Here is a 25,014-nt window from a genome sequence, read left to right as displayed (position 1 = left end):
GAAGGGAGTGCGCACACCTTGGAAACGCAGCAGCGCGTCGGCACGGTCGGCTCGTGGTGGACGGTGAGCCTGCCGCGCCACACCGACGGCCGCGGCAGTCTCTCCGCCGTCGAGGCCGACGAGGCACTGGGGTTCGAGATCCGGCGGGTGTACTACCTCTACGACGTGCCCGGCGACGCGGTGCGGGGAGCGCACGGCCACCGCCGCCTCGAACAGCTCCTCCTCGCCGTGCACGGCAGCTTCCGGATCACGCTCGACGACGGGTTCTCCCGGGACACCATGGTCCTGGACAACCCTGCCCGCGGCCTGCGCATCGGCCCGATGGTCTGGCGGGAGCTCACCGACTTCTCCCCGGGCGCGGTCGCGCTCGTCCTGGCCTCCCGGCCGTACGAGGACGCCGACTACTACCGCGACCACGAAACGTTCCTGCGCGATGCCAGGAGGCAGCCGTGAAGGTGCCCTTTCTCGATCTGCGGCCCGACTCGCTGGGTCTCGCATCCGAACTCGACGACGCGGTCCGCCGGGTGGCCGCCTCCGGGCGGTATCTGCTCGGTCCCGAACTGCGCGCGTTCGAGGCGGAGTTCGCCGCCTACTGCGAGAGCAGCCACTGCGTGGGCGTCGGCAGCGGCTTCGACGCGCTGGAGCTGACGCTGCGCGCGCTCGGCATCGGAGCCGGGCACGAGGTGATCGTCCCGGCGCACACCTTCATCGCGACCTGGGGCGCGGTGGCCGCCGCCGGCGCGGTTCCGGTCCCGGTGGAGCCGGACGAGCACACCGCCGGCATCGACCCGGCCCGCCTCGACGCCGCGGTCACCCCGCGCACCCGGGCGATCATGCCGGTGCACCTCTACGGCCATCCCGTCGACCTGGACGCCGTGCACGAGGTGGCCCGCCGGCACGGCCTGCACGTCGTGGAGGACGCGGCCCAGGCGCACGGTGCCCGCTACCGGGGCCGCCGGGTCGGCCACGGCGCCACGGCGGCGGCGTTCAGCTTCTACCCGGGCAAGAACCTGGGCGCGCTGGGCGACGGCGGCGCGGTGGTGACCTCCGACCCGGAACTGGCCGACCGCATCGCGCTGTTGCGCAACTACGGCTCCCGCGAGAAGTACCGGCACGAGACCGTGTCCCGCAACGCGCGGCTCGACGAGATCCAGGCGGCGGTGCTGCGTGTCAAGCTCGGGCACCTGGACGAGTGGAACGAACTGCGGGCGAAGACGGCGGACCGCTATCTGACGGGGCTGGCCGGTCTGGACGGCCTGGTGCTGCCGACGACCGCCGAATGGGCCGAGCCGGTCTGGCACCTGTTCGTCGTGCGTACGGCCCACCGGGCCCTGCTCCAGCGGCGGCTCGCCGAGGCAGGGACCGAGACCCTCGTCCACTACCCGGAACCACCGCACCTCTCCGCCGCATTCGCCGACCTGGAGTGGGCGCCTGGAAGCCTCCCCCTGACCGAGCGGCTCGCCCAGGAGGTCCTCAGCCTGCCGATGGGCCCCCACCTGACGCCGGAACTGACGGACCGGGTGATCGCCACGGTACGCGAGAGCCTCGGCGCGAGCTGAGGGTCGGGGGCCCGTCGACCTCCGGAAAGCGCCTTGCGGTGCTGGTAAGCCCTTGTCACTCGCCCTTGGACAGCAGCGCCGCCACCTCGGCCGCCCCCGGCGCCGTCATCAGCCGTTCCAGGGGCACCGCCCGCCCGACTGAGTCCGCCAGGGGCCAGCGCCAGCACGGGTAGCCGGAGCGGACGCCGGGGAGGTTCTGGGTGCGGAGATCGCCGACGGTGTCGGGGAGCCAGACGCAGAGCAGCCGGGCGGGGGTACGCAGCAGGAACCGGTGGAAGGCGGCGACCACCGGGTGCAAACCCAGCTCGGCCGAGGAGACACCCTCCCGCCCCGGCGCGGGGGGCAGCGCCCAGCCCTCGCCCGGAGCCGGCCCGTCGGCCGGCAGCAGCCCCTCCCGGTCCAATGCGGCCAGCCACTCGCGGATCTGAGCGAGTTCGGCGGTCCGGTACTCCTCGACGGAGCCGTCCCGGAGGCCGTGGCGGTGCAGCACCTCCACATGGGCGCCGCTCAGCCTGGCGGTGGTCGTCGGCAGATCGTGGTTGGTGAGCGCGGCCAGGCAGTTCTCCCGCCACAACGGCGCCGGCAACGGCCGATCAGCTTCCTCGGTGTCGCCGGTGCGCTCCAGCCACAGCACCGAGGCACCGAGCACCCCGCGCTCGGCGAGCCGCTCCCGCACCCCGGCCTCGACGGTGCCCAGGTCCTCCCCGATCACCGCCACCCCGGCCCGGTGGGCCTCCAGCAGCAGCACGCCCAGCATGGCCGCCCAGTCGTAGCGCACATAGGTGCCTTCGGGGATCGGCACGCCGTCCGGGATCCACCACTGGCGCCACAGGCCCATCGCATGGTCGAGGCGCAGCGCGCCCGCGTGCCGCATGACGCCCCTGAGCAGCCGGGCGTACGGGGCGTACCCCTCCTCGGCGAGCCGGTCCGGGCGCCAGGGCGGCAGATGCCAGTTCTGGCCCTGCGCGGTGAAGGTGTCCGGCGGGGAGCCCATCACCACACCGGCTGCCTGCAGCCGCCGCAGCGCCCAGGACTCGGCCCCGCGGGGGTGTGCGCCGACCGCGAGGTCGTGGATCACGCCGACCGCCATTCCGGCGGAACGGGCGGTCCGCTGTACGGCGGCGAACTGCTCATCGGCGATCCAGGCGGCCCAGCGGCGGAACTCCACCTCCTCCGCGTAACGCTCCAGCCCTCGCGCGGTGGCCGGGTCGCGCAGTTCCTCCGGCCAGGTGGACCAGTCCGGCCCGTGGGTGTGCGCGAGGGCGCACCAGGTGGCGAAGTCGACGAGGTCCTGTCCCTCCCGTTCGACGAAGGCCCGGTACGCCGCGTGCCGTTCCGCGCTCGGCTCCACCCGGTGCAGCAGCCGCAGCGCGGCCAGCTTCACCGCCCACACCGCGTCCCGGTCGATCAGCCCGCCTTCGCCCAGTGCCGCCTCGCGCAGGGCACCGGCCCGCTCCAGCAGCTCCGCCATCGCCGCACGATCCGCGCCGGCCAGCGCGCCGTACTCGGGGACGTCGGTGATCCGGACATGCACCGGGTCCGGGAACCGGCGCGTGGACGGCCAGTAGGGGGAGTGGTCGGAGAACGTCGCGGGCAGCAGCGTGTGCAGCGGGTTCACCAGGCAGAATCCGGCCCCCTCGGCGGCGGACCAGCGCACGACGTCTGCCAGGTCGGCCAGATCACCCATGCCCCAGGAACCGGCCGACAGCAGGGAGTAGAGGTGGGCGGCGAACCCCCATTCCCGCCGCTCCGGCCCGGCGATCCGGTCCGGTACGACGATCAGCGGCGCCTCGGTGCTCCGGGCGCCGTACCGCACGTACAGCCGGTGATAGCCGAGCGGGAGGTCGGCGGGGACGCCGCGGCCGGATATCGCCCGGGTACCGCCGTCCTCCAGGACGACACGGGCCTCGGCCCTCTCCGGCAGGTCCAGCAGGGCGGGCGCGGCGGGCCGGGAGATCACACAGGCGGGAAGCAGCCGGGTGGCGGTCAGTCGTCGGTGGTCGGCGAGGGAGGCGGCGACGGCCTCGGGGGTGGCGGCGTCGACGTCCAGCGCGGCCAGGACGGCGACGACGGTACGCGCTGGTACGTCGACACGGTGGCCCTTCTCGGTCAGGTACCAGGTGTCCACACCGTGTGCACGGGCGAGTTCGGCAAGGTCCTCGGACAGGGGTGAGGTGGGCACGGTGGCTTCTCCCAGGGAGGTCGGACGGGGCTCAGAGGGGGGTGACACGGGCGGGGGAAACCGTGTCCCAGGCCGATCTGCCGTACGGCAGGGTGAGCAGGACGACCAGCGGAGTGTCCTGGTACGGGCCGGGGAACGTGGCCCGGAAGACGTGGTCCGCGCGTTCCGCGACCACGGCGAGATGGCCGTCGGCGCCAGGGAGGAACATCTCCACCCGCTCGGCGAGCGGGAACCGGTACTCGGCCGTCCAGGAGTCGGCGCCCCGGCGCGCGGCCAGGCGTTCGCGCACGGTGGCCGCCAGGTCCTCGTCGCCGAGGTGGTGGGCGAGCGTGGCGCAGTCAGCGAAGCGGGCCCGGTCGTAGGCGTGCCGGAATGCCTCACGCAGCAGCGCGGGATCGTCGGGGGCCTCGCGCACCAGGACGTCCGCCGCGCCCGTGGCGACGGCGGTCCGTACGAGGAGGTCGCGGTCGGCGGCCCGCGCGGCGTCGTCCAGCAGGTCGTACCAGCCGCGCGCGATCAGCAGGGGCACGGGTACGGACCGCGCGAGCTCCCCGTGCTCCACCAGCCGCAGGAAGGCCGCCTCACGCAGCGCGCCGCTGCGCGCCCAGGTGAACCGGCGGGCGCGGGCACGGGCGTTGCCGGACAGCCGCCGGTACTCGGACCGGTCCCCGTGGAACAGGCTGATGGCCTCCTCGAACCGGCGGACCAGGGCTGCGCGCAGCAACTCGTCGTCGGTGCGGAAGGAACGCGGCACCGCGAACCCGGTCGCCTCCGGCTCGCGCGGATCGAAGGACTGCCCGAAGTGACGGGTGACCTCCTGCCCGGTAGCGATCGGCACCGCCCCGCAGGCCATGGCCTCGCCCTGGGCGATGAGGAAGGTGTCCTGCTCGTACTTGCCCGGGAAGACGCAGAAGTCGGACGCCGCCGCGTGCTGGAAGAGGGTGTCCTCGTCGACCATCCGCCAGTCGAGATGGATCCGCCCCGGGTGCCGCGCGGCGATCTCCGAGAAGAACGCGTCCCCGCTCCCCTCGGGGGGCCGGGCCGCGGTACCGAGCGAGAAGCGCAGCAGGAAGTTGGCGGCGCCGCCCGCGGTCAGCACCTCGTCCACGGCGCGCATCAGCTCCAGCTGCCCCTTGTGCTCCACGGAGTAGCGGGCCGCGTGGTAGAAGGTCGGCAGGTCCGGGTCCAGGCCCAGGGAGGTGAGCACCGCCCGCCGGTCGACCGCGGCGGGGTCCCGGGCGAACCAGCTCTCCGACATCGCGCAGCCGCCGACGAAGAACTTGTGGGCGTTCTCCCGGATCACCCGTGAGACGGCCAGCCGCCGGAAGTACTCCTCGAAGGGCGTGTCGCCGAAGGTGGTGTACGTCTCGGCCTGGCCCTCCACCATGAAGTCGACAGCGTCGGCCTGGTCCACCGTCAGCGCGTACACGCACACATCACCGGGGCCGGCCCGACGGGACGCCCGGACCGACGCCAGGTGATCGCGCATGACCCGTCCGGGCAGGTCGTCCTCTGCGAGCGGCACGTCGGTGCAGCGGTCCAGGTCAGCCTCGGCCCCCAGCAGCTTCAGCACCGCTTCGACCTGCGGCCGGTACACCTTCAGGTTCACCGGCATGTTGGTCGCCACCGTGCTCACCACCGGGCACCCCGGCTCGGCCCGCAGCGCGGCCGGGACCGCGTAGTGATGGACCGGCTCGTATGCCTGCACGACATCGGCACCGGCCCCGAAGAACGCCCTGATGAACCGGACGCCGTCGGCCTGGAAGGCCAGGGTCTTGAAGTACGACAGATCCGCTCCCTCGGCGGACTCGTCCGGATAGAAGGTGTCGGGCAGCCGGTCCAACAGATCGTTGGAGAGGAAGTACAGCTCGACCCCGTTCCGCTCCATCCGCAGGGCCGTGGTCCGCAGGGGTACGCCGGTCTCGGCCGGGAAGCCGGGCCAGACGGCGGGGTCCAGGCTCAGGGGGAGGACGTAGGAGTCGTGGTACTCCACGTCTGTGGCGCCGTGGACGGAACGCAGGTGGTCCGCGCGGCCGTGGGCGGGGGTGACGACGGACACCCGGTGACCGCGCGCGGCCAGCTCCCGGGCGGAGTGCCAGACGAGTGACGAGGTTCCGCTGCGCATCAGTGCGGCGTCGAACGCGCCCGCCTCGAAGGCCAAGTTCACCACGTGCATGCCCAGCTCACCTCATGACTCGCGCATCACCGGACTCTCAGTCTGGGCCCGTGACCGGGCCGCCCAGCAGACCTCTTTGAGGTATGCCTGACCAGCCGGCTCCTCCGGACGGCCCGGCGGGGGGAGCGGACTTCGGTGGTCGGCAGCGCGCCGACGAGTCGCGAAGTCGAGCAGGAGACTCTTCTGTTCATCGCGCACCGGTCCGGTGAGGACCGGCATCAGCGTGGCAGCGTGGCGGGAGGTCCGGGACAGCGTCGGCACGTCCTGTCGTCCGAGGTTCGCGGGGAGTGGCCCGGCTCCGTGTTCGCCGTGCCTGTCCGGGCACGGTCGCGCAGCCGGGCGGAGCGGGTCGGGTTGTGCGGTGCCACAGCTCCCGGGCGGTCTCGTTCGGATCAGTCGGTCGTTGGTCCGGATGTGCCGTTGACCGATGCGCAGTGGGCTCGGATCGAGCCTTTCTCCCGGACCGGACGCCGAAGCGGGATGGCCGCTGGCGGGACCATCGCGAGGCGAGGTCGCCGGCGGCCCGGGGGCGAACCGGCTGCGCCACTGAAGGTCGGCAGCGAAGATCGGCAGCGAAGATCGGCTTCGGGAGACAGGAACACTCCCCCGTGGCCGTCGTGCCCGCCCGGCACCACGAGCCTGTCACCGAGTTCGTCGCGGGTGGCATCCTACCCGGGCGTACATCGCCGCGCAGGACTGCTCTCCGAGCCCTGCCCAGAGCTCGGGCTCTCTCACTTCCTGCGGCCGGTCATCACTCCTACGGTGGCGGCGGACGCGGCCCTACCCGAGGAACGACAACCGCACCTTCCGCTCCGGGTTGTCCTTGTTGGTGTCGACCAGGCAGACCGACTGCCAGGTGCCGAGGGCGAGGCGGCCGTTGACGACCGGGAGGGTGGCGTGGGGCGGGACCAGGGCGGGGAGGACGTGGTCGCGGCCGTGGCCCTGGGAGCCGTGGCGGTGCTGCCAGCGGTCGTCGGCGGGCAGGAGGGTGTGCAGGGCGGCCAGCAGGTCGTCGTCGCTGCCGGAGCCGGTCTCGATGAGGGCGACGCCGGCTGTGGCGTGCGGAGTGAAGACGTTCAGCAGGCCGTCGCGGCCGGCCGCCACCTCGTCGAGGAAGGCCGCGCACGCGTCCGTGAGGTCGTGGACCGTTTCGCGGCGTCCGGTGGTGATGTCCAGCGTGCGGGTCGTGAATGCGTCGCTCATGCCTCCATGGTGCCCGTTCGGGGCGGCGGGAAGATCCTTCGCCCCGTGACGGTTGGTGGAAACGTGAACGACATCGACGTGGTCGTCGTAGGGGCCGGGCAGGCCGGGCTGTCCGCCGCGTACCACCTGCGGCGCACCGGATACGTGCCCGACCGGGACTTCGTGGTGCTGGACCACGCGCCGGAGCCGGGCGGGGCCTGGCAGTTCCGGTGGCCCTCGCTGACGTACGGCAAGGTCCACGGGATGCACGCGCTGCCCGGCATGGAGCTGACCGGGGCGGACGCGGGCCAGCCGTCCTCCGAGGTGATCGGCGGGTACTTCGCCCGGTACGAGGAGGCCTTCGGCCTGCGGGTGCACCGGCCCGTCCATGTGACCGCGGTGCGGGAGGGCGACGGCGGGCGGCTGCGCGTCGAGACCTCCGAGGGCGTCTACGCGGCGCGGGCGCTGATCAACGCGACGGGCACCTGGGACCGGCCGTTCTGGCCGCGCTACCCGGGGCAGGAGACGTTCCGCGGGCGGCAGCTCCACACGGCGGACTATCCGGGGCCGGAGGCGTTCGCCGGGCTGCGGGTCGTCGTGGTCGGCGGCGGGGCGTCCGGTACGCAGCACCTGCTGGAGATCGCCGACGTGGCGGCCGGGACGACCTGGGTGACGCGCAGCGAGCCGGTGTTCCGCGAGGGGAGCTTCGGGGAGGCCGAGGGGCGGGCGGCGGTCGCGCTCGTCGAGGAGCGGGTACGGCAGGGCCTGCCGCCGCGCAGCGTGGTGAGCGTGACGGGGCTGCCGCTGAACGACGCGATCCGTCGGGCGCGGGCGCGCGGCGTCCTGGACCGGCGGCCGATGTTCGACCGGATCACCCCGACTGGTGTGGCCTGGGACGCCTCGGATGACGGTGAGGCGCGGGCCGTGGACGCGGACGTGATCCTCTGGGCGACCGGTTTCCGGGCCGCCATCGACCACCTGGCGCCGCTGCGGCTGCGCGAGCCGGGCGGCGGCATACGGGTGGACGGCACCCGCGCCGTACGGGACGAGCGGGTGCACCTCGTGGGCTACGGGCCCTCCGCCTCGACGATCGGCGCCAACCGCGCCGGACGCGCCGCCGTCCGCGACGTGCGGAGGCTGTTGCAGGGCCGTGGCGTGACGGGCGGGGGCCGGGTGATGAGCGGGTCGTTGTGACGGCTGCGGCGGATCGAAGCCCCGGCCCTGTGCGAGGTCGCAGGCGTCGGGCACTGGGCCTGGAGGGCTCTACGAAGTCGCCGTGCGGCGGTTGTGGTTGAACTCCGCCACGTTTGCCAGGTGCTCGTCGTAGTCGGCGGTGAAGCGGGTGTCGCCGGGATCCACCGTGACGAAGTACAGCCAGTCGCCGGGTGGTGGGGCGATGGTGGCGTGGACGGCCTGTTCGCCCGGGTTGCCGATGGGGGTCGGGGGCAGTCCGGCCGTCGTGTAGGTGTTGTACGGGCTCTCGATGCGGGTGTCGGCGTGCGAGGTGTCCAGGGTGGAGCGGTCCAGGGCGTAGTTGAGCGTCGAGTCCATCTGGAGGGGCATGCCGCGGGCCAGGCGGTTGTGGATGACGCGGGCGACCTTCCCCATGTCGTCCTCCGTGTCGGCCTCGGCCTGCACGATGCTGGCGACGGTGACCGTCTCGTAGAGGCTGAGGCTGCTGCGCCGGGAGCCCTGTGCGACCTTCGGCGTCCCGAACCGCTCCCCCGCCGTCGTCACCATGTACCGCAGCAGGCCACCCGGCGTGGTCTTCGAGTCGATCGGATACGTCGCCGGGAACAGGAAGCCCTCGGGGTTGCCCTTGGCGGCGGCCGGCAGGCCGAGCCGGGCCGAACCGGCTTCGGCGCGGGTGGTGCCGGGCGGTACGTGGAGGGCCTTGTCCACGGCGTCGTACACCTGGCCGGCGCGCCAGCCCTCCGGGATGAGCAGAGTGCGGGTCTTCTCCGGCGGCCTGGGCGGCGGAGCCGGGTCGCGGATGAGGAGCAGCGGCACCAGTGCGCCCGCGGTGACGACGGCGAGCACGCCGGTGATCAGCACGACCCGCCCCCGGCGGGTCAGCCGGGGTCTGCCGCGTTTCCGGTGCCTGTGACGGGGCGCCTTCAGGGTCACGAGCCTCATGCGGGCACGCTAACCCGAAGATCCTCTTAAATTCCGCATATGGGATATGTCGGCATGTGTGACGGATGAGGCTGAACGGGCGAACGATGGATTGAATGTTCGCCGGAACGTGTGGCCGTACCGGCATTCCGCTGTCCCGATCCGCCGTGGCGCGTGATGCTTACGGTGCGCAAGTGACGGGCTGCAGTCCGCGACCGCGTGATCCCCCACATGAACCAGTCGCAAGGAGAACCCCCGATGGACCTCATCACCAAGCTGCTCACCGGTGTCATCGACCTTGTGAGCGGGCTTTTCTGACGCTCGCTCCGTCGGGCGCCGCCGCACTCCCGTCCCACGGGAGCGGCGGCGCTTCCGCGTCCGCGCCCACCGCGCCCCGTCGTGGGGCGTCGTCCATCTCCGCGTCGCCGTGGACCAGCGCCGCGTACCGCTCGCCACGGGCGAGCAGTTCGGCGTGGGTGCCGCGCTCGACGATGCGGCCGCCGTCCAGGACCACGATCTGGTCGGCGTCGCGGACGGTGGAGAGCCGGTGGGCGATGGTGATGGTGGTGCGGCCCGCCGACAGGGCGTCCATCGCCTGCTGGACGGCGAACTCGGTCCGGGTGTCGAGGGCGCTGGTCGCCTCGTCCAGGATGAGCACGGGCGGGTCGCGCAGGATGGTCCGGGCGATGGCGAGGCGCTGCTTCTCGCCGCCGGAGAACCGGTACCCGCGCTCGCCGACCAGCGTGTCGTACCCGTCGGGCAGCGAGGCGATGTGGTCGTGGATCTGGGCGGCCTTCGCGGCGGCCTCGATCTCGGCGTCGGTCGCGTCGGGCCGGGCGAAGCGGAGGTTGTCGGCGACGGACGCGTGGAACAGGTACGTCTCCTGCGAGACGACGCCCACCGCGCGGGCGAGGCTGTCGAAGTCGAGGTCGCGCACATCGACGCCGTCCAGCGTGACCCGGCCGCCGGTCACGTCGTACAGACGGGGCACAAGATAGCTGAGGGTGGACTTGCCGGAGCCGGTGGCGCCGACGACGGCGAGGCGGCTGCCCGCGGGGACGACGATGTCGATGCCGTCGAGCGTGGGGCCGCTCCTCGTGTCGTCCTTGTCGTAGTGGAAGGCGACGTCCTCGAAGCGCACCTCGCCGCGGATCTTCTCCAGGCGCACGGGGCGCTCGGGCTCGGTGATGTCCACGGGCAGGTCGAGGTATTCGAAGATCCGCTGGAACAGGGCGAGCGAGGTCTGGATCTGCACGCCCGTGGAGAGCAGGCTGACGGCGGGGCGGAACAGGCCCTGCTGGAGGGACACGAAGGCGACGAGCGTGCCGATGGAGATGGTCGGCCCGCCCGCCTGGAGCGCGAGCCCGGCCGCCCAGTAGAGCAGCGCGGGCATGGCGGCCATGACGATGGTGACGGACGCCATCCGCCACCGGCCGGCCATGGAGGCGCGGACCTCCAGACCGACCAGGCGCTCGGACTCGTCGGCGAAGGAGCGGGTCAGCGAGTCGGCGCGGCCCATCGTGCGGCCCAGCAGGATGCCGCTGACGGACAGGGACTCGGTGACCGTCGCGGCCATGACGGCCATCTGCTTCTGCCGCTGGGTGGTGATCGCCTTGCGCTCCCTGCCGACCCGGCGGCTGATCCACACGAACACGGGGAGCAGCAGGAGCGAGACGACCGTGAGCCGCCAGTCGAGCGCGAGCATCGCCACGATCGTCGCGACGACCGCCGTCACGTTGGAGACGAGGGACGTGGCCGTGGACGTGACCGTGGCCTGCATGCCGCCGATGTCGTTGGCGATGCGCGACTGCACCTCGCCCGTGCGCGTACGGGTGAAGAAGGCGAGAGGCATCCGCTGGAGGCGGCCGTAGACCGCCGTGCGCAGGTCGTGCATGACCCGCTGCCCGACCGTGGTGGAGATCAGCGTCTGGAGGACGCCGAAGACGCTGGTCACCACCGCGGTGAGGATCATGCCGAGCGCGAGCAGGCTGAGCAGCCCCGTACGCCCCTGCGGGATGGCCGTGTCGAGGATCTCGCGCAGCAGGAACGGCGAGGCGACCCCCACGAGGGAGGAGGCGCCGACGAGCAGGCCGACGAAGGCGAGCCGGCCGCGGTAGGGGCGGAAGAGGCGCAGGATGCGCCGGATCTCCGCCGGGGGCTGGTCCGGATCGGGGGGTGGCGGGGTCCAGGTGGACTCGGCGTGGATACGCATGGGCTCCTTCCGGCCGGTCGGTCGGTCGCGCCCCCGCCGGAGGGGACGCGGCCCTGCGACGCAGAGCATAGCTCTTAGTTACCTATGTACACAATGAGCGGGGTCCTGATACTGTCCTGATTATGAACGCACCCGACGCCGACGGCCTGCTCGCCGAGCAGCTGCTGCGGCTGACCCGCCGACTCCACCGCAGCCAGAAGCGGCAGCTGGAGGCCGCGGAGGTCAGCATCACGCCCGCGCAGTCCCGCCTCCTGCGCACGGTCGCGCACTACGAGAGCCCTCCCCGCATGGCGGACCTCGCCGAGCGGCTGGAGGTGGTCCCCCGCGCGGTGACCAGCCTGGTGGACGGGCTGGAGGCGAGCGGCCGGGTGCGCCGCGTCCCGGACCCGGCCAACCGCCGCGTGATCCGGATCGAGCTCACGGACGAGGGCCGCGCCACGCTGAGGCAGCTGAGGAGCGCGCGCCGGGCCGCCGCAGAGGACATCCTGGCCCCGTTGACCGCCGAGCAGCGCGACGTGCTCGGCGGGCTGCTGTCCGCTCTGGTAGACGGAGTGCCGGAGCGGCGCTGCTGAGCCGCCGTGCGCCCCGCGTGCACCGTCGAGGGGACGTGACATGCCGCTGCTGGAGCCGAAGCCGGACCCCCTGCGCCCGGGCGACCCTGCCCGGACCCCCCGCCCCGACCGGCTGCCCGACCTGCTGGCGCACGGCGCGTCCTCGCGGCTCCGCGAGGAGCTGGCCGCCATCCTCGGCCCGGACAAGGTGCTGGCGCGCGTCTCCGACCTGGTGCGGTACGCCTCCGACGCCAGTCCGTACCGGTTCGTGCCGCGGGTGGTGCTGGTGCCCGAGGACCTGGACGACGTGTCGGCGATCCTGTCGTACGCGCACGGCAGGGGCCGCGAGCTGGTCTTCCGCGCCGCCGGGACGAGCCTGAACGGGCAGGCGCAGGGCGAGGACATCCTGGTGGACGTGCGGCGGCACTGGGAGGGCGTCGAGGTGCTCGACGGCGGCGCCCGGGTGCGCGTACGGCCCGGCACGACGGTCGCCCGGGTGAACGCCGCGCTCGCGCCGTACGGCCGGGTCCTCGGCCCCGACCCGGCGAGCGCGGCGGCCTGCACGGTCGGCGGGGTCGTCGCCAACAACGCCTCGGGCATGACCGCCGGGACCACGCGCAACGCGTACCGGACGGTGGCGTCGCTGACCGTCGTCCTGCCGAGCGGCACGGTCGTGGACACGGGCGACCCGGCCGCCGACGAGGTGCTGGCGCGCGCGGAGCCCAAGCTGTGCGAGGCGCTGCTGGACCTGAAGGCGCGGATCGAGGCGGACGCGGAGCTGACGGCCCGGATCCGCGCGAAGTACCGGATCAAGAACACCAACGGCTACCGGCTGGACGCGTTCCTGGACGGGGCGACTCCGGTGGAGATCCTGCGGGGGCTGATGGTCGGCTCGCAGGGCACGTTCGGGTTCATCGCGGAGGTCGTCCTCGACACGCTGCCGCTGGACCGGAAGGTGTCGACGGCGCTGCTGTTCTTCCCGTCGCTGCCGGCGGCCGCGGCGGCGGTGCCCCGGTTCACCGCTGCGGGGGCGCTCGCCGTGGAGCTGATGGACGGCAACACGCTGCGCGCCTCCGTCAGCGTGCCCGGGGTGCCCGCCGACTGGGCGGACCTGCCGCGTGACTGCGCGGCGCTGCTGGTCGAGTTCCGCGCCCCGGACGCGGCGGCGCTGGACGCGCAGGAGTGGGCGGCGGTGGAGGTGCTGGACACGCTGGAGCTGGTCGCGCCGGTGGAGTCGGTGACCAACACGTTCACCCGCCGGGCCGGCACGATCGCCGGGTACTGGAAGGCCCGCAAGGCGTTCGTCACGGCCGTCGGCGGTTCCCGCCCGCCCGGTACGACGCTGATCACCGAGGACTTCGCGGTGCCGCCCGCGCGGCTCGCCGAGGCGTGCGCGGCCCTGCTGGGACTCCAGGCGGAGCACGGCTTCACCACGGCGGTCGCCGGGCACGCCGCCCACGGGAACCTGCACTTCCTGCTGGCGTTCGACCCGGGCTCCCCGGCGGACGTGGAGCGGTACGCGGCGTTCATGGAGGCCTTCTGCCGGATGACCGTCGAGCGGTTCGACGGCTCGCTGAAGGCGGAGCACGCGACGGGGCGGAACATCGCGCCGTTCCTGGAGCTGGAGTGGGGGCCGCGCGCCACGGAGCTGATGTGGCGGACGAAGCAGGCCATCGACCCGTACGGGGTGCTCGCCCCGAGGATCGTCCTCGACCGGGACCCGAGCGGCCATCTGCGGGGCCTGAAGTCCGTCCCCGCGGTGGAGCCGCTGGTGGACGCGTGCATCGAGTGCGGGTTCTGCGAGCCGGTCTGTCCCAGCCGGGACCTGACGACGACGCCCCGTCAGCGGATCACGCTGCGCCGGGAGATGGTCCGCCAGGCCCATGGCTCGCCCGTGGAGGACGCGCTGGTGGCGGAGTACGGGTACGACGCGGTGGACACGTGCGCCGCCGACGGCTCCTGCGCGGCGGCCTGCCCGGTCGGCATCGACACGGGCGCGCTGATGAAACGGCTGCGCCATCTGCGGCACTCCGCGCGCGAGGAGCGGGCCGCGGCGGCGGCCGCGCGGAACTTCGCGGTGGTGGAGGGCGCGGCCCGGCGGGCGGTGGCCGCCGCGTACCGGTCGGGACGGGTCGCGGGCGACCGGCTGCCGCGGGCCGTGACGGGCGCCCTGCGCAGGGCCGTACGCCCCGATCTCGTACCGGAGTGGCTGCCCGGGCTGCCGGACGCGGCGCCCGTCGAGCTGCCCCGGACCGACCGGGCGGGGGCGGCGGCCGTGTACTTCCCGGCCTGCGTCAACCGCGTGTTCGGCGGGCCGGACAGGCACCCGGACGGCCCCTCGCTGCCGGGGGCGGTCGTGGCCCTCTCCGCGCGCGCGGGGCTGCCGGTGTGGATTCCCGGTGACGTGCGCGGCCTGTGCTGCGCGACGGCCTGGGCGTCCAAGGGGTACGAGGAGGGCGCCACGGTGATGGCCCGGCGGGTCGTCGAGGCCGCCTGGGGGTGGACCGGCGGCGGGCTGCTGCCGCTGGTCGTGGACGCCTCGTCGTGCGCTCTCGGGCTCGGCCGCGAGCTCGTGCCGTACCTGGACGGGCGGACGCGGGAGCTGCACGGCGAACTCACCGTGCACGACGCGGTCGTGTGGGCGGCGGACCGGCTGCTGCCGGGGCTGACCGTGCGGCGGACGGTGGGCTCCGCCGTCGTCCATCCCACGTGCTCGGCGGCGGCGATGGGCGTCGGTGACCGGCTGGCCGCGCTCGCCGCCGTGTGCGCGGACGAGGTGGTCGTCCCCGCCGACGCGGGCTGCTGCGCGTTCGCCGGTGACCGGGGGCTGCTGCACCGGGAGCTGACCGAGGCGGCGACGGCGCGGGAGGCGGCCGAGGTGCGGACGCGGGCCTTCGACGCGTATCTGTCGGCCAACCGGACGTGCGAGATCGGGATGCAGCACGCGACGGGCCGCCCGTACCGGTCGGTGCTCCTGGAACTGGAGCGGGCCACGCGCCCATGAGGCCGGTGGCGCGAAGGCCGCGGGAGCGGCGGGCATGCGGGCCACCCCCGGCCGGGCACGAGGGCCGCACCCCGGCCGGGGGTGGGCTCGGAGCGCCCGGCGGAGGCGTAACGGACCGGCACGGGGGACGGCGGGCCGCCGCGCGTGACGACGACGGCGGCCCGCCGTGCCCCGGACTCCGGGCGGCCGGAGCCCTGCACCCGGCTCGGAGCCTGCCCGGGCGGTTGGGCCCCGGGCGGCTCAGCAGGCCGCGCGGGCCGGGGCGCGGGCGCGGGCTCCGGAGGCCGCGCGGGAGCCGGAAAGGGGCTCGTCAGCAGCGGGCGCGGTCCTCCGTCAGGGCGCCCTGGGCCGTGCGGAGCGTGCGGTCGTGGCATCCGGCGGAGTCGTGGAGCCGGTACCGCTCCATCGAGGTGCCCACCGCGCGGCGCTGGTCGCGCGGGACGCCGAGGGTGAACGTGGCGTCGCCCGTGTACGTGTTGTCGAGGCGCGAGAAGGTCAGGCGCCGGCCGTCGCGCTCCACGTCGGTGCGGGCTCGGTCGGCGAGGCTCAGCACCGTGCGCAGCCGGTCGCCCGCGCCGAGGGTGGTCTCGCCGTCCATCGTGTACGTGCGCCGGGTGCGGGTGGTGGTGGCGCCGGTGGTGACCGTCTCGTGGTCGGTCCAGGTGGCGTCGAGGGCGTCGGGGTTCTCGTCGGCGCCCCAGCGGTGGACGGAGGTGTGGCCGACGGAGCGGGTGACGCTGGTGGTCACCCGGCCGTGGGACGTGTCGAGGTACCCGGCGACGGTCAGCCGGTGCGCGGCCGTCGTGTCGAGGCGGTGAGGGGCGCCCGGGGTGTGGACGGAGCTGTTGGCGAGGCCGCCGTCCTCGTGGCGGGTGAGGGCGCCGGTCACGACGTCGCGGCCCTCGTCCTGCCACAGCAGCAGGTTGGTGGGGGTGCTCCAGCCCTGCTGTCCGGCCGGGGCGCCCGCGACGGAGACCTCGACGCGGTGCGGGCGGCCGTCGTTGAGGAGTCCGGCGAAGGGCGTCAGGTCGTAGACGACGGGCTTGACGTCGAGGGCGCGGGGCCCGGGGATCACGTACCAGAGGAACGGGTTGGACCAGCCGCCCGTCCAGACCGTCGGGAAGGGCGCGGCGATCCCGGCGAGCCGCCCGTCCACGGTGATGCGGACCTCGCGGTGAGGGCCGTCGGCGGCGGTGCAGGAGTAGGGCGCCCCGGTCGGGACGCTCATGTACCAGTACTCCTCGCAGCCGCCGCCGGAGCCGGTGGCGTAGACCTCGGCGAGGAGGCGCTCGGTGTTGCGCGGGGTGGTGACGGTGCCGTCCGCGCCGAGCGGCAGGACGCGCTCGGGGGTGGTGGCCGGGTCGGGAGCGGGGCCGTCCGGGGCGCGGGTCGCGTAGAAGGTGAGGGTGACGGTGACGTCGATTACGCCCGTGTACGTGTCGTTGACGACGTTGCCGATGAGCATCTCGACGGGCTGCGGGCGGCTCAGCGTGTCGCTGTAGCGGGTGACGTCCTTCTCCACCGACCACGTGATGCCCTCGGGCGAGGGCTGTGGGGTGGAGGTGCGGAATACCTCGACGCCGCCGATGGAGAGGTGGCCGAGCCGGTCGTACTGGCGTCCCTTGACGTTGCCGTCGAGGCGCAGCACCACGGCGCTCCACCGGCTGCCGCAGCCCTCGGGCGGCGTGTAGGAGCCGCGGTACGGGGTGAAGTCGCGGAACTGGGCGCGGGCGACCGTCACCTCGCAGGAGCGCACTCCCTCCGGCCGGGGCACGGGCGGCGCGGCGCTCACCGGGTCGTGCCAGTCGGAGCCGAACTCGGCGGGCACCGCGGGCCGCTCGGCCGCGATGGCGGCGGCCGGCCCTCCCGCGAGAACACCGGCGGCGAGCACCAGACCGGTGATCATGCTCATGATCGTTCGTTGTCCCATGGGGAGGGAGTGAAGCGCGGGGCCGGACGTGGGCGCCAGAGGCGGGACGTACATCGGCTGGTTCTGTACGCGCCCCGACGGAGGAAACGCGGCAGACCGGGCCGAATGCCACAGGAAGTCCGGCGAACCGCACCAGGGCGGGAAGGCCCCGCCGACCGCCCCAGGGCCAGGGACGGCCCGGCGGACCGGCCCCCGGACGGGGAAGGCCCCGCCGACCGCCCCAGGGCCAGGGACGGCCCGGCGGACCGGCCCCCGGACGGGGAAGGCCCCGCCGACCGCCCCCGGCCGGGGAAGGCCCCGCGGAGCGCCCCGCCTCACCGCGGAAAGCCCGGCGGGCCGGACCTCGGCACGGGGACAGCCGAGGACCGCCCCGCGCCGTGGGCAGCTCCGCGGACCGCACAGCCCGCCCCGCACGCCTGTCTCAGATGACGTTCAGCGCGACCACTCCGCCGAAGCCGCCGAGCACCATGAAGACAGGCATCAGCACGCGGACCTCGACCCAGCTGCCCGCCTTGAAGCGCAGCGCCTTCGGCGGGCCGATCGGGTACCAGCGCTTCTTCTTGATCGGCAGCGGCCACAGGATGGGGCAGCCCGACACGGTCAGCGCGTCGCCGATGTCGTGCACCAGCGCGCCCAGCACGATCGGCAGTCCCAGCCACATGTACTCCTGCCCGGGCGCGTCGAACAGCCAGTTCGCGCCGTTGCCGGGATGGTCCAGCACCCCGGCGAGGATCCAGGCGCAGCTCGCGCCGAGCAGCCACACGAGGACGTCGCTGGAGACGCGGGCGGCCCGCCACAGCAGGCCCTCGACGGCGAGGACCAGGTGGACGAAGAGGATGCCGAGGACGGCCCAGCGGCCGCCGGTGACCGCGATGACGGAACCGCCGACACCGATGGCGACCGCCCAGAGCGCGGTGTGGGTCAGCGTGCGGTGGCCGCCGCTGCGGCGCGGGTCCGTGCGCGTGCGGGTCGCCTTGTAGACGGCGTACGACAGCTTGTCGACGACCTCGCACAGCCAGCGGGACAGCGGCCCGAAGGCACGGGAGATCGTCGCCGACTTGTGGTCGAGGTCCGGGGCGAGCGCCGCTCCGGCGCAGATGAGCGCGCCGACGACGAGAACCGGCCACGGCATGGGATGTCCGGCGGCGGTTGCCGCGGCGCCCACCCCCAGCCAGGCTGCCGCCCCGGAGAGTGAGTGCGCCGGTCCCATCATGTGCGTGCCCCGCCCCAGTCCGCTTTTCGTGTACCCGAGTTGACGGGACAGGGTACCGCTCGTGATCTTCGGGGCGGTGGCCGGTTCCCGCTTCCCGGGCGAAGCCAGGCAAGATGGAGGCGTGACCCTTATCGATCAGCTGCCGCAGACCGCCGATCCCGATGCCCTCTTCGAGGCCTTCTCGTCATGGGCGTCAGCCCGGGGCATCTCGCTGTACCCGGCCCAGGAGGAGGCGCTGATCGAGGTGGTGTCCGGCGCCAACGTGATCCTCTCCACCCCCACCGGCTCGGGAAAGAGCCTGGTCGCGGCGGGTGCGCACTTCACGGCGCTGGCGAATGACCAGGTGACGTTCTACACGGCGCCGATCAAGGCGCTCGTGTCGGAGAAGTTCTTCGACCTGTGCAAGCTGTTCGGCACGGAGAACGTCGGCATGCTGACCGGCGACGCGTCGGTGAACGCCGACGCGCCGGTGATCTGCTGCACGGCCGAGGTGCTGGCGTCGATCGCGCTGCGCGACGGCAAGGACGCCGACATCGGCCAGGTCGTCATGGACGAGTTCCACTTCTACGCGGAGCCGGACCGGGGCTGGGCCTGGCAGATCCCGATCCTCGAACTGCCGCAGGCGCAGTTCGTGCTGATGTCGGCGACGCTCGGCGACGTGTCGATGTTCGAGAAGGACCTGACGCGCCGCACGGGCCGCCCCACCGCCGTGGTCCGCTCCGCGACGCGCCCGGTGCCGCTGTCGTACGAGTACCGGACGACGCCGATCACGGAGACGCTGACCGAGCTGCTGGACACCAAGCAGGCGCCGGTCTACATCGTCCACTTCACGCAGGCCGCCGCCGTCGAGCGGGCGCAGTCGCTGATGAGCATCAACATGTGCTCGCGCGAGGAGAAGGACAAGATCGCCGAGCTGATCGGCAACTTCCGGTTCACCACCACGTTCGGCCGCAACCTGTCGCGGTACGTGCGGCACGGCATCGGCGTGCACCACGCGGGCATGCTGCCGAAGTACCGGCGGCTGGTGGAGAAGCTCGCCCAGGCCGGTCTGCTGAAGGTGATCTGCGGTACGGACACGCTCGGCGTCGGCGTCAACGTCCCCATCCGCACGGTGCTGTTCACCGCCCTGACGAAGTACGACGGGAACCGGGTGCGCACGCTGCGCGCCCGGGAGTTCCACCAGATCGCCGGGCGCGCCGGGCGGGCCGGGTTCGACACGGCCGGGTTCGTCGTCGCGCAGGCGCCCGAGCACGTCATCGAGAACGAGAAGGCGCTGGCGAAGGCGGGCGACGACCCGAAGAAGCGCCGCAAGGTCGTCCGCAAGAAGGCTCCCGAGGGCTTCGTCAACTGGACGGAGAACACCTACGAGAAGCTGATCGCGTCCGAGCCGGAGCCGCTGACCTCCCGTTTCCGTGTCACGCACACGATGCTGCTGTCCGTGATCGCCCGGCCGGGCAACGCGTTCGAGGCGATGCGCCGCCTGCTGGAGGACAACCACGAGCCGCGCAAGAACCAGCTGCGGCACATCCGCCGCGCCATCGCGATCTACCGGTCGCTGCTGGACGGCGGGGTCGTCGAGCAGCTGGACCGGCCGGACGCGGAGGGCCGCACGATCCGGCTGACCGTGGACCTCCAGCAGGACTTCGCGCTGAACCAGCCGCTGTCCACGTTCGCGCTGGCCGCGTTCGAGCTGCTGGACCCGGAGTCGCCGTCGTACGCGCTGGACATGGTGTCGGTGGTGGAATCGACGCTGGACGACCCGCGGCAGATCCTCGCCGCGCAGCAGAACAAGGCGCGCGGCGAGGCGGTCGCCGAGATGAAGTCGGACGGCGTCGAGTACGAGGAGCGGATGGAGCGGCTCCAGGAGGTGTCGTACCCGAAGCCGCTGGAGGAGCTGCTGTGGCACGCGTACAACGTCTACCGGAAGTCGCACCCGTGGGTCGGTGACCATCCCGTGTCGCCGAAGTCTGTGATCCGCGACATGTACGAACGGGCGCTGTCCTTCACGGAGTTCACCTCGTTCTACGAGCTGGCCCGCACCGAGGGCATCGTGCTGCGGTACCTGGCGAGCGCGTACAAGGCGCTGGACCACACGATCCCGGACGACCTGAAGACCGAGGACCTGGAGGACCTGATCGCCTGGCTGGGCGAGATGGTCCGCCAGGTGGACTCCAGCCTGCTGGACGAGTGGGAGCAGCTGGCCAACCCGGAGGTGGAGACCGCCGAGCAGGCGCAGGAGAAGGCCGACCAGGTCAAGCCGGTCACGGCCAACGCCCGCGCCTTCCGCGTCCTCGTACGGAACGCGATGTTCCGACGGGTGGAGCTGGCCGCGCTGGACCATGTGGAGGAGCTGGGCGAGCTGGACGGCGAGTCCGGCTGGGACGCCGACGCGTGGGGCGAGGCGATGGACAAGTACTGGGACGAGTACGACGACCTGGGCACCGGCCCGGACGCGCGCGGGCCCAAGCTGCTGTCCATCGAGGAGGACCCGGAGCACGGCCTGTGGCGGGTCCGGCAGACGTTCGCCGACCCGAACGGCGACCATGACTGGGGCATCAGCGCGGAGGTGGACCTCGCCGCGTCGGACGAGGAGGGCCGCGCGGTCGTCCGCGTCACCGACGTGGGCCCGTTCTGACCGCCGCCCGCCGTTTCCCGCCCCGCCCTTAACGAGAGGAAGAACCGGAGAGCCCATGACGACGAACCCCGCCGAGAGGCTGGTCGACCTGCTCGACCTGGAGCAGATCGAGGTCAACATCTTCCGCGGCCGCAGCCCCGAGGAGTCGTTGCAGCGGGTCTTCGGCGGGCAGGTCGCCGGGCAGGCCCTGGTCGCCGCCGGCCGCACGACGGAGGGCGACCGCCCGGTCCACTCGCTGCACGCGTACTTCCTGCGGCCGGGCATCCCCGGCGTGCCGATCGTGTACCAGGTGGAGCGGGTGCGCGACGGCCGGTCGTTCACGACGCGGCGGGTCACGGCGGTGCAGCGCGGCAAGACGATCTTCAATCTGACGGCGTCGTTCCACCAGCCGGAGGAGGCCGGGTTCGAGCACCAGCTGCCGCCGCGCCTGGACTTCCCGGCGCCGGAAACGCTGCCGCCGGTGGTGGACGAGATCCGCGAGCACCTGGGGGCGCTGCCAGAGTCGCTGGAGCGGATGGCGCGCCGCCAGCCGTTCGACATCCGGTACGTGGACCGGCTGCGCTGGACGGCCGAGGAGATCAAGGACGCCGACCCGCGCAGCGCGGTGTGGATGCGCGCGGTGGGCCCGCTGGGCGACGACCCGCTGGTCCACACGTGCGCGCTGACGTACGCCTCCGACATGACCCTGCTGGACGCGGTGCGCATCCCGGTAGAGCCGCTGTGGGGGCCGCGCGGGTTCGACATGGCGTCGCTGGACCACGCGATGTGGTTCCACCGGCCGTTCCGCGCCGACGAGTGGTTCCTGTACGACCAGGAGTCCCCGATCGCCACGGGCGGCCGGGGCCTGGCGCGCGGCCGGATCTACGACCTGGAGGGCCGGCTGCTCGTCTCGGTGGTCCAGGAGGGCCTGTTCCGTCGGCTGCGCTGAGAACCCGCCCGGACCACGCCATGACCATCGGGCCGCCCCCGCCCCCGGCGCTCCGGTGTCGGAGCACGGACCTCTAGGATCACTCCGTTTGCTCTGACTTCGCGAATGCGCAAGGGGGAAAGTCATGGCTGACGGCACACGAAAGCGCCCGCGGGTCATCGGCGGTTTGCTCGCGGGCGCGCTCCTGGCGACCGGGATCGGCCTGTACGCCACGGACAGCGGGCCGTTCCGGGACAGTTACTGCTGGGGCGCGTGGCAGGAGAACAGCGGCCCGTCGTTCCTCGGCGGCGAGGCGGTGGCGGAGTCCGGATCGGCCCGCACGGGCACCGAGTCCGCGCCGCCCTCCGCCGGCCGCCCGCGGGGAACCTGCACGGTCGCCGTGGCCTCCACCGTCGAGGACGACGACTCGGACGAGCCGCTGACCTTCGACGAGCGGGTCGTCGTCGAATACGGCCCCGTCCCGGCGGCGAAGGACCGCCACGCGTGGCTGGCGCAGTACCTCGACGGCTCCATGACCCCGCTGCCGGACGGGCTCGACGGTCTGGTGGCCGGGGACCGGGCCATGCTGGTGCTGCCGGAGGCGTGCGATGTGGACGGCAGGCCGTCCGTGGTGACGATGCGCGGCGAGGGCTGGGGCGACGGCCATCTGGGCCGCGTCACCATGCCGTTCAGCATCGGCACGTACTCGGCGGTCACGCGCATGCTGCTCGACGTGGCCAACACGGGCATGAGCCACACGGGTTGTTCCCCGGACCAGCCGCTGCGCACGACGTCGCCGCTGGTCACCGTCGCGGAGCGGAGCGAACTCGCGGCCACGCCGCTGTGCCGGATACCGGGCGTGAGCTTCGAGTTCGGCTCCGACGCGTACTACCAGCAACAGGTGGGCGCCGTGACGACCCGGCTCCAGACGTGCACGGCCACGGCCAGGTCACGCGGCGGGTCGGAGATGCCGGTCGTGCAGTACGTCATGACGGGCACGCCCCGGATGGCCGCGCTGTTCGAGGGGCTGCCCGAAGGGACCGCCCACGGCCTGACCCGCGCCACCTGCGACGGCCGGGCCACCGTGTTCTACGGGCACGTCGACAGCTCGCTCACCGCCGACCAGGCCGTCGTCCAACGGTCCTTCAGGAACTTCGTCGCGTCCGTGGGCACCCGCATCGGATGCGGAACAGGGGGCAAGGCATGACGACCGGCGAGCACGACAAGACGCTCGGGGCGAGCGCCGAGAGCGCCGAGGCTTGCGCGACGGAGGCGCGGCAGGAGCCGGCCGTCCGGGCCGGGGCCGGGGCCGGGAAGGACGAACCGGACCGGGCCGGGGCAGCGCACGACGACGCCCCGGACGACGCCGTGGCCGCGCACGACGGTACGGCGGACACGCCCGCGCCCGACGGGGCACCGGCGGCCGCCCCCGACCGGCCGTCCGCGCTGCGCCGCCTCCTGCGCAACCGCACCGTTCTCGCCGCGACCGCCGCCGGGCTCGCCGGTGTGCTGCTCGGCGCCGGGACGGTGGCCTGGCGGACGGACACCCTCCCGCTGCTGAAGCCCGCCCCCTGCTGGGACTCCCTCAGCGGGGCCGGGACGTCCGCCCTGTTCGGCGACCGCCGGCTGGAGGTGGACGAGCAGGACCTGCGGCGTGACCCGCGCACCGCCTCGCTCTCGTACGGGCAGTGCCGGATCACCAGCTTCAAGGGGGACCGGGCGCGTCGGCAGGTGATCGTGCGGGTGCACGCCCTCGACGGGCTGTACGGCACCGACGACCGCCGCTGGCCCGCCGAGTTCCTCTCGAGCCGCATGGTCCCGCTGGGCGACGGCCTGCCGGGCATGGTCTCCGCGTCCCGCGCGTGGCTCGCCGTACCCCAGAGCTGCGTGGGCCGCCCCGGGCTGTCGGAAGGCGCCACCGTCGTCGATGTGGCGCTGGGCGAGCACGACTTCGACTCCCCGAGCGACTACGACGGGCCGGACCGCGACGCGCTGGCGCGCGTGACCGTGGAGGCGGCCAACGGCGTCATCCGCGAGCTGGGCTGCTCCGGCGCCTACAAGGCCCCCGGGAAGCTGGCCCCCCTGCCCGACTGGGAGGACGTGAAACCGGACGCCTTCTGCGGGGTCAAGGGCCTCCGGCTCCCCACCGCCTACCGCGAGCCCCTGGAGCGGTACCGCGTGAGCGGCGAGGGCGGGGTGGCCCGGACCTGCGAGGCGGGCGGTAGGCGCGACCCGGACGTGCGGCTGTCGACGGTCGTCGATCCGGGCGTTGCCGAGGTGTACTCACGGGAACTGCTCAAGGGAGGCGCCCGCGTCCCGGGCACGAGGGGCAGCGGGGTGATCGCCCCGAACCGCGCCGTGTACGAGGTGACGTGCCAGACGGGCCCCGTGGTGATGACGGTGGAGAACCTCGACACGTTCCGCAGCGACGCGGACATCGTCCGGGACCTGCTGCCCGGCTACGTCAGAGCGGAGGCCGAGCGCATCGGCTGCGGCCCGGTGCAGGTGAGACTCCCCGCTCGCTGACCGGGTTTCGCCCCCGCCGAGCCTCGTGGCCCCGCGGCCGCTACGGGGGCGCCTAGAACAGGCGGTCCTGCTCCACCTCGTGGCGGCGGGGGCGGATGTCGGGGCGGTCCGGGTGGAGTTTCGCGTCGCAGGCGGGGCCCAGGCCGGTGCGGCGCGAGGCCCGGCCGGTCAGCGGGCGCCCGCACATCCGGCACAGCACGGGCGGGCGCCCGGCCCCGTCGGGTGCGGTGCCGCCGAGTGCGGTGTCGCCGGGTGCGCAGTCCGGAAGTGGCTCGTCGTTCATGCGTACGTGTCTACCCTGTCGTCTGATCCGATGACGACGAGGAGGGCCCATGAGCCTGTACGACATCCCGCTGCGCACCCTGTCCGGTGAGCCGACGAGCCTGGCCGACCACCGGGGCCGGGCCGTGCTGGTGGTGAACGTGGCGTCGCGGTGCGGGCTGACCCCGCAGTACGCCGGTCTGGAGAAGCTCCAGCAGGAGTACGGCGAGCGCGGCCTGACCGTGCTGGGCGTGCCGTGCAACCAGTTCGGCGGGCAGGAGCCGGGCAGCGCGGAGGAGATCCGCACGTTCTGCTCGACGACGTACGGCGTGTCGTTCCCGCTGCTGGAGAAGACGGACGTCAACGGGCCGGGCCGGCACCCGCTGTACGCCGAGCTGACCCGGGTCGCGGACGCCCAGGGTGAGGCCGGTGACGTGCAGTGGAACTTCGAGAAGTTCCTGATCTCGCCGCAGGGCGAGGTCACCCGCTTCCGCCCGCGCACGGAGCCTGACGCGCGGGAACTGGTGGAGGCGATCGAGGCCGCGCTCCCCGCCTGACCTG

At 73.3% G+C, this 25,014-nt stretch carries 18 protein-coding genes; 10 read left to right on the top strand and 8 right to left on the bottom strand.

All coding sequences use genetic code 11. The features are described 5' to 3' along the window. Positions 1–18: 18 nt before the first annotated feature. Together J116_RS30495 and J116_RS25570 are read left to right on the top strand one after the other, a co-directional pair. On the top strand, positions 19–453 hold the full coding sequence (locus J116_RS30495; RefSeq protein ID WP_023589927.1) for a sugar 3,4-ketoisomerase: 435 nt from the start codon (positions 19–21) through the stop codon (positions 451–453). Beyond that, positions 450–1,559: a DegT/DnrJ/EryC1/StrS family aminotransferase gene (locus tag J116_RS25570; RefSeq protein ID WP_023589926.1), complete on the top strand. Its 1,110-nt coding sequence runs from the start codon at positions 450–452 to the stop codon at positions 1,557–1,559. Before J116_RS30495 ends, J116_RS25570 begins: the two co-directional genes overlap by 4 nt. A 55-nt stretch (positions 1,560–1,614) precedes the next feature. Here the strand turns inward: J116_RS25570 and malQ are convergent, their stop codons facing one another. The 3 genes from malQ to J116_RS25555 form a co-directional block, all read right to left on the bottom strand. Beyond that, positions 1,615–3,741 (bottom strand): 4-alpha-glucanotransferase, encoded by a 2,127-nt coding sequence (malQ, locus tag J116_RS25565; RefSeq protein WP_051203616.1) that lies wholly within the window; start codon positions 3,739–3,741, stop codon positions 1,615–1,617. Between the two features lie 31 nt (positions 3,742–3,772). After that, a complete protein-coding gene (locus J116_RS25560) occupies positions 3,773–5,917 on the bottom strand; it encodes a glycogen/starch synthase (protein ID WP_023589924.1) in 2,145 nt (714 codons plus the stop codon). A gap of 780 nt (positions 5,918–6,697) precedes the next feature. Next, positions 6,698–7,120 (bottom strand): secondary thiamine-phosphate synthase enzyme YjbQ, encoded by a 423-nt coding sequence (locus tag J116_RS25555; protein WP_023589923.1) that lies wholly within the window; start codon positions 7,118–7,120, stop codon positions 6,698–6,700. A 63-nt stretch (positions 7,121–7,183) separates the two neighbouring features. Here J116_RS25555 and J116_RS25550 point away from each other — a divergent pair, with 63 nt between their 5' ends. Then, positions 7,184–8,293: an NAD(P)-binding domain-containing protein gene (locus J116_RS25550; protein WP_023589922.1), complete on the top strand. Its 1,110-nt coding sequence runs from the start codon at positions 7,184–7,186 to the stop codon at positions 8,291–8,293. A 69-nt stretch (positions 8,294–8,362) separates the two neighbouring features. On the opposite strand, the gene mltG is transcribed toward J116_RS25550, so the two are convergent. Both mltG and J116_RS25540 read right to left on the bottom strand, forming a co-directional pair. Next, positions 8,363–9,235: an endolytic transglycosylase MltG gene (mltG, locus tag J116_RS25545; protein WP_023589921.1), complete on the bottom strand. Its 873-nt coding sequence runs from the start codon at positions 9,233–9,235 to the stop codon at positions 8,363–8,365. A 268-nt stretch (positions 9,236–9,503) separates the two neighbouring features. Further along, the gene (locus tag J116_RS25540) at positions 9,504–11,426 is read right to left on the bottom strand and encodes an ABC transporter ATP-binding protein (protein WP_023589920.1); all 1,923 of its coding nucleotides are present in this window, start codon (positions 11,424–11,426) and stop codon (positions 9,504–9,506) included. A 122-nt stretch (positions 11,427–11,548) separates the two neighbouring features. Between J116_RS25540 and J116_RS25535 the strand changes: the two genes are divergently transcribed. Both J116_RS25535 and J116_RS25530 read left to right on the top strand, forming a co-directional pair. Beyond that, positions 11,549–11,998 (top strand): MarR family winged helix-turn-helix transcriptional regulator, encoded by a 450-nt coding sequence (locus J116_RS25535; RefSeq protein ID WP_023589919.1) that lies wholly within the window; start codon positions 11,549–11,551, stop codon positions 11,996–11,998. Positions 11,999–12,038: 40 nt separating this feature from the next. Continuing rightward, positions 12,039–14,981: an FAD-binding and (Fe-S)-binding domain-containing protein gene (locus J116_RS25530; protein WP_023589918.1), complete on the top strand. Its 2,943-nt coding sequence runs from the start codon at positions 12,039–12,041 to the stop codon at positions 14,979–14,981. A gap of 310 nt (positions 14,982–15,291) precedes the next feature. Here J116_RS25530 and J116_RS25525 read toward each other — a convergent pair whose 3' ends face one another. Together J116_RS25525 and J116_RS25520 are read right to left on the bottom strand one after the other, a co-directional pair. Further along, positions 15,292–16,911, bottom strand: a complete 1,620-nt coding sequence (locus J116_RS25525; RefSeq protein ID WP_028964515.1) for a peptide-N4-asparagine amidase — start codon at positions 16,909–16,911, stop codon at positions 15,292–15,294. A 421-nt stretch (positions 16,912–17,332) separates the two neighbouring features. Beyond that, entirely contained in the window at positions 17,333–18,124 is a 792-nt protein-coding gene (locus J116_RS25520; protein WP_023589916.1) for a metal-dependent hydrolase, read from the bottom strand. 121 nt (positions 18,125–18,245) lie between these two features. Here J116_RS25520 and J116_RS25515 point away from each other — a divergent pair, with 121 nt between their 5' ends. The 4 genes from J116_RS25515 (at position 18,246) to J116_RS25500 (ending at position 24,192) form a co-directional block, all read left to right on the top strand. Next, positions 18,246–20,759: a DEAD/DEAH box helicase gene (locus J116_RS25515; RefSeq protein WP_023589915.1), complete on the top strand. Its 2,514-nt coding sequence runs from the start codon at positions 18,246–18,248 to the stop codon at positions 20,757–20,759. Between the two features lie 55 nt (positions 20,760–20,814). Further along, a complete protein-coding gene (locus J116_RS25510; RefSeq protein WP_023589914.1) occupies positions 20,815–21,687 on the top strand; it encodes an acyl-CoA thioesterase in 873 nt (290 codons plus the stop codon). Between the two features lie 124 nt (positions 21,688–21,811). Further along, positions 21,812–22,873 carry a hypothetical protein gene (locus J116_RS25505; protein ID WP_023589913.1) on the top strand — a complete coding sequence of 354 codons (1,062 nt, stop codon included), beginning with the start codon at positions 21,812–21,814 and terminating at the stop codon, positions 22,871–22,873. After that, positions 22,870–24,192: a hypothetical protein gene (locus tag J116_RS25500; RefSeq protein ID WP_023589912.1), complete on the top strand. Its 1,323-nt coding sequence runs from the start codon at positions 22,870–22,872 to the stop codon at positions 24,190–24,192. The genes J116_RS25505 and J116_RS25500 overlap by 4 nt, the downstream gene beginning before the upstream one ends. Positions 24,193–24,244: 52 nt before the next feature. Here J116_RS25500 and J116_RS25495 read toward each other — a convergent pair whose 3' ends face one another. Then, a complete protein-coding gene (locus J116_RS25495; RefSeq protein ID WP_023589911.1) occupies positions 24,245–24,475 on the bottom strand; it encodes a DUF6011 domain-containing protein in 231 nt (76 codons plus the stop codon). Positions 24,476–24,524: 49 nt separating this feature from the next. On the opposite strand from J116_RS25495, the gene J116_RS25490 reads away from it, so the two are divergent. Next, positions 24,525–25,010, top strand: a complete 486-nt coding sequence (locus tag J116_RS25490) for a glutathione peroxidase (protein WP_023589910.1) — start codon at positions 24,525–24,527, stop codon at positions 25,008–25,010. The last annotated feature ends 4 nt before the right edge of the window (positions 25,011–25,014 follow it).

Source organism: Streptomyces thermolilacinus SPC6 (assembly GCF_000478605.2).
Classification (GTDB): Bacteria; Actinomycetota; Actinomycetes; order Streptomycetales; family Streptomycetaceae; genus Streptomyces; species Streptomyces thermolilacinus.
This window is presented reverse-complemented; position numbering and strand designations above follow the sequence as displayed.

What these genes read in the sequence shown, in the direction of transcription:
- J116_RS25555 (WP_023589923.1), bottom strand. Translation starts at nt 7,120, where the DNA reads ATGAGCGACGCATTCACGACCCGCACGCTGGACATCACCACCGGACGC.
- J116_RS25540 (WP_023589920.1), bottom strand. Translation starts at nt 11,426, where the DNA reads ATGCGTATCCACGCCGAGTCCACCTGGACCCCGCCACCCCCCGATCCG.
- J116_RS25560 (WP_023589924.1), bottom strand. Translation starts at nt 5,917, where the DNA reads ATGCACGTGGTGAACTTGGCCTTCGAGGCGGGCGCGTTCGACGCCGCA.
- J116_RS25490 (WP_023589910.1), top strand. Translation starts at nt 24,525, where the DNA reads ATGAGCCTGTACGACATCCCGCTGCGCACCCTGTCCGGTGAGCCGACG.
- mltG (WP_023589921.1), bottom strand. Translation starts at nt 9,235, where the DNA reads ATGAGGCTCGTGACCCTGAAGGCGCCCCGTCACAGGCACCGGAAACGC.
- J116_RS25495 (WP_023589911.1), bottom strand. Translation starts at nt 24,475, where the DNA reads ATGAACGACGAGCCACTTCCGGACTGCGCACCCGGCGACACCGCACTC.
- J116_RS25500 (WP_023589912.1), top strand. Translation starts at nt 22,870, where the DNA reads ATGACGACCGGCGAGCACGACAAGACGCTCGGGGCGAGCGCCGAGAGC.
- J116_RS25505 (WP_023589913.1), top strand. Translation starts at nt 21,812, where the DNA reads ATGGCTGACGGCACACGAAAGCGCCCGCGGGTCATCGGCGGTTTGCTC.
- J116_RS25510 (WP_023589914.1), top strand. Translation starts at nt 20,815, where the DNA reads ATGACGACGAACCCCGCCGAGAGGCTGGTCGACCTGCTCGACCTGGAG.
- J116_RS25520 (WP_023589916.1), bottom strand. Translation starts at nt 18,124, where the DNA reads ATGATGGGACCGGCGCACTCACTCTCCGGGGCGGCAGCCTGGCTGGGG.
- J116_RS25525 (WP_028964515.1), bottom strand. Translation starts at nt 16,911, where the DNA reads ATGGGACAACGAACGATCATGAGCATGATCACCGGTCTGGTGCTCGCC.
- J116_RS25530 (WP_023589918.1), top strand. Translation starts at nt 12,039, where the DNA reads ATGCCGCTGCTGGAGCCGAAGCCGGACCCCCTGCGCCCGGGCGACCCT.
- J116_RS25535 (WP_023589919.1), top strand. Translation starts at nt 11,549, where the DNA reads ATGAACGCACCCGACGCCGACGGCCTGCTCGCCGAGCAGCTGCTGCGG.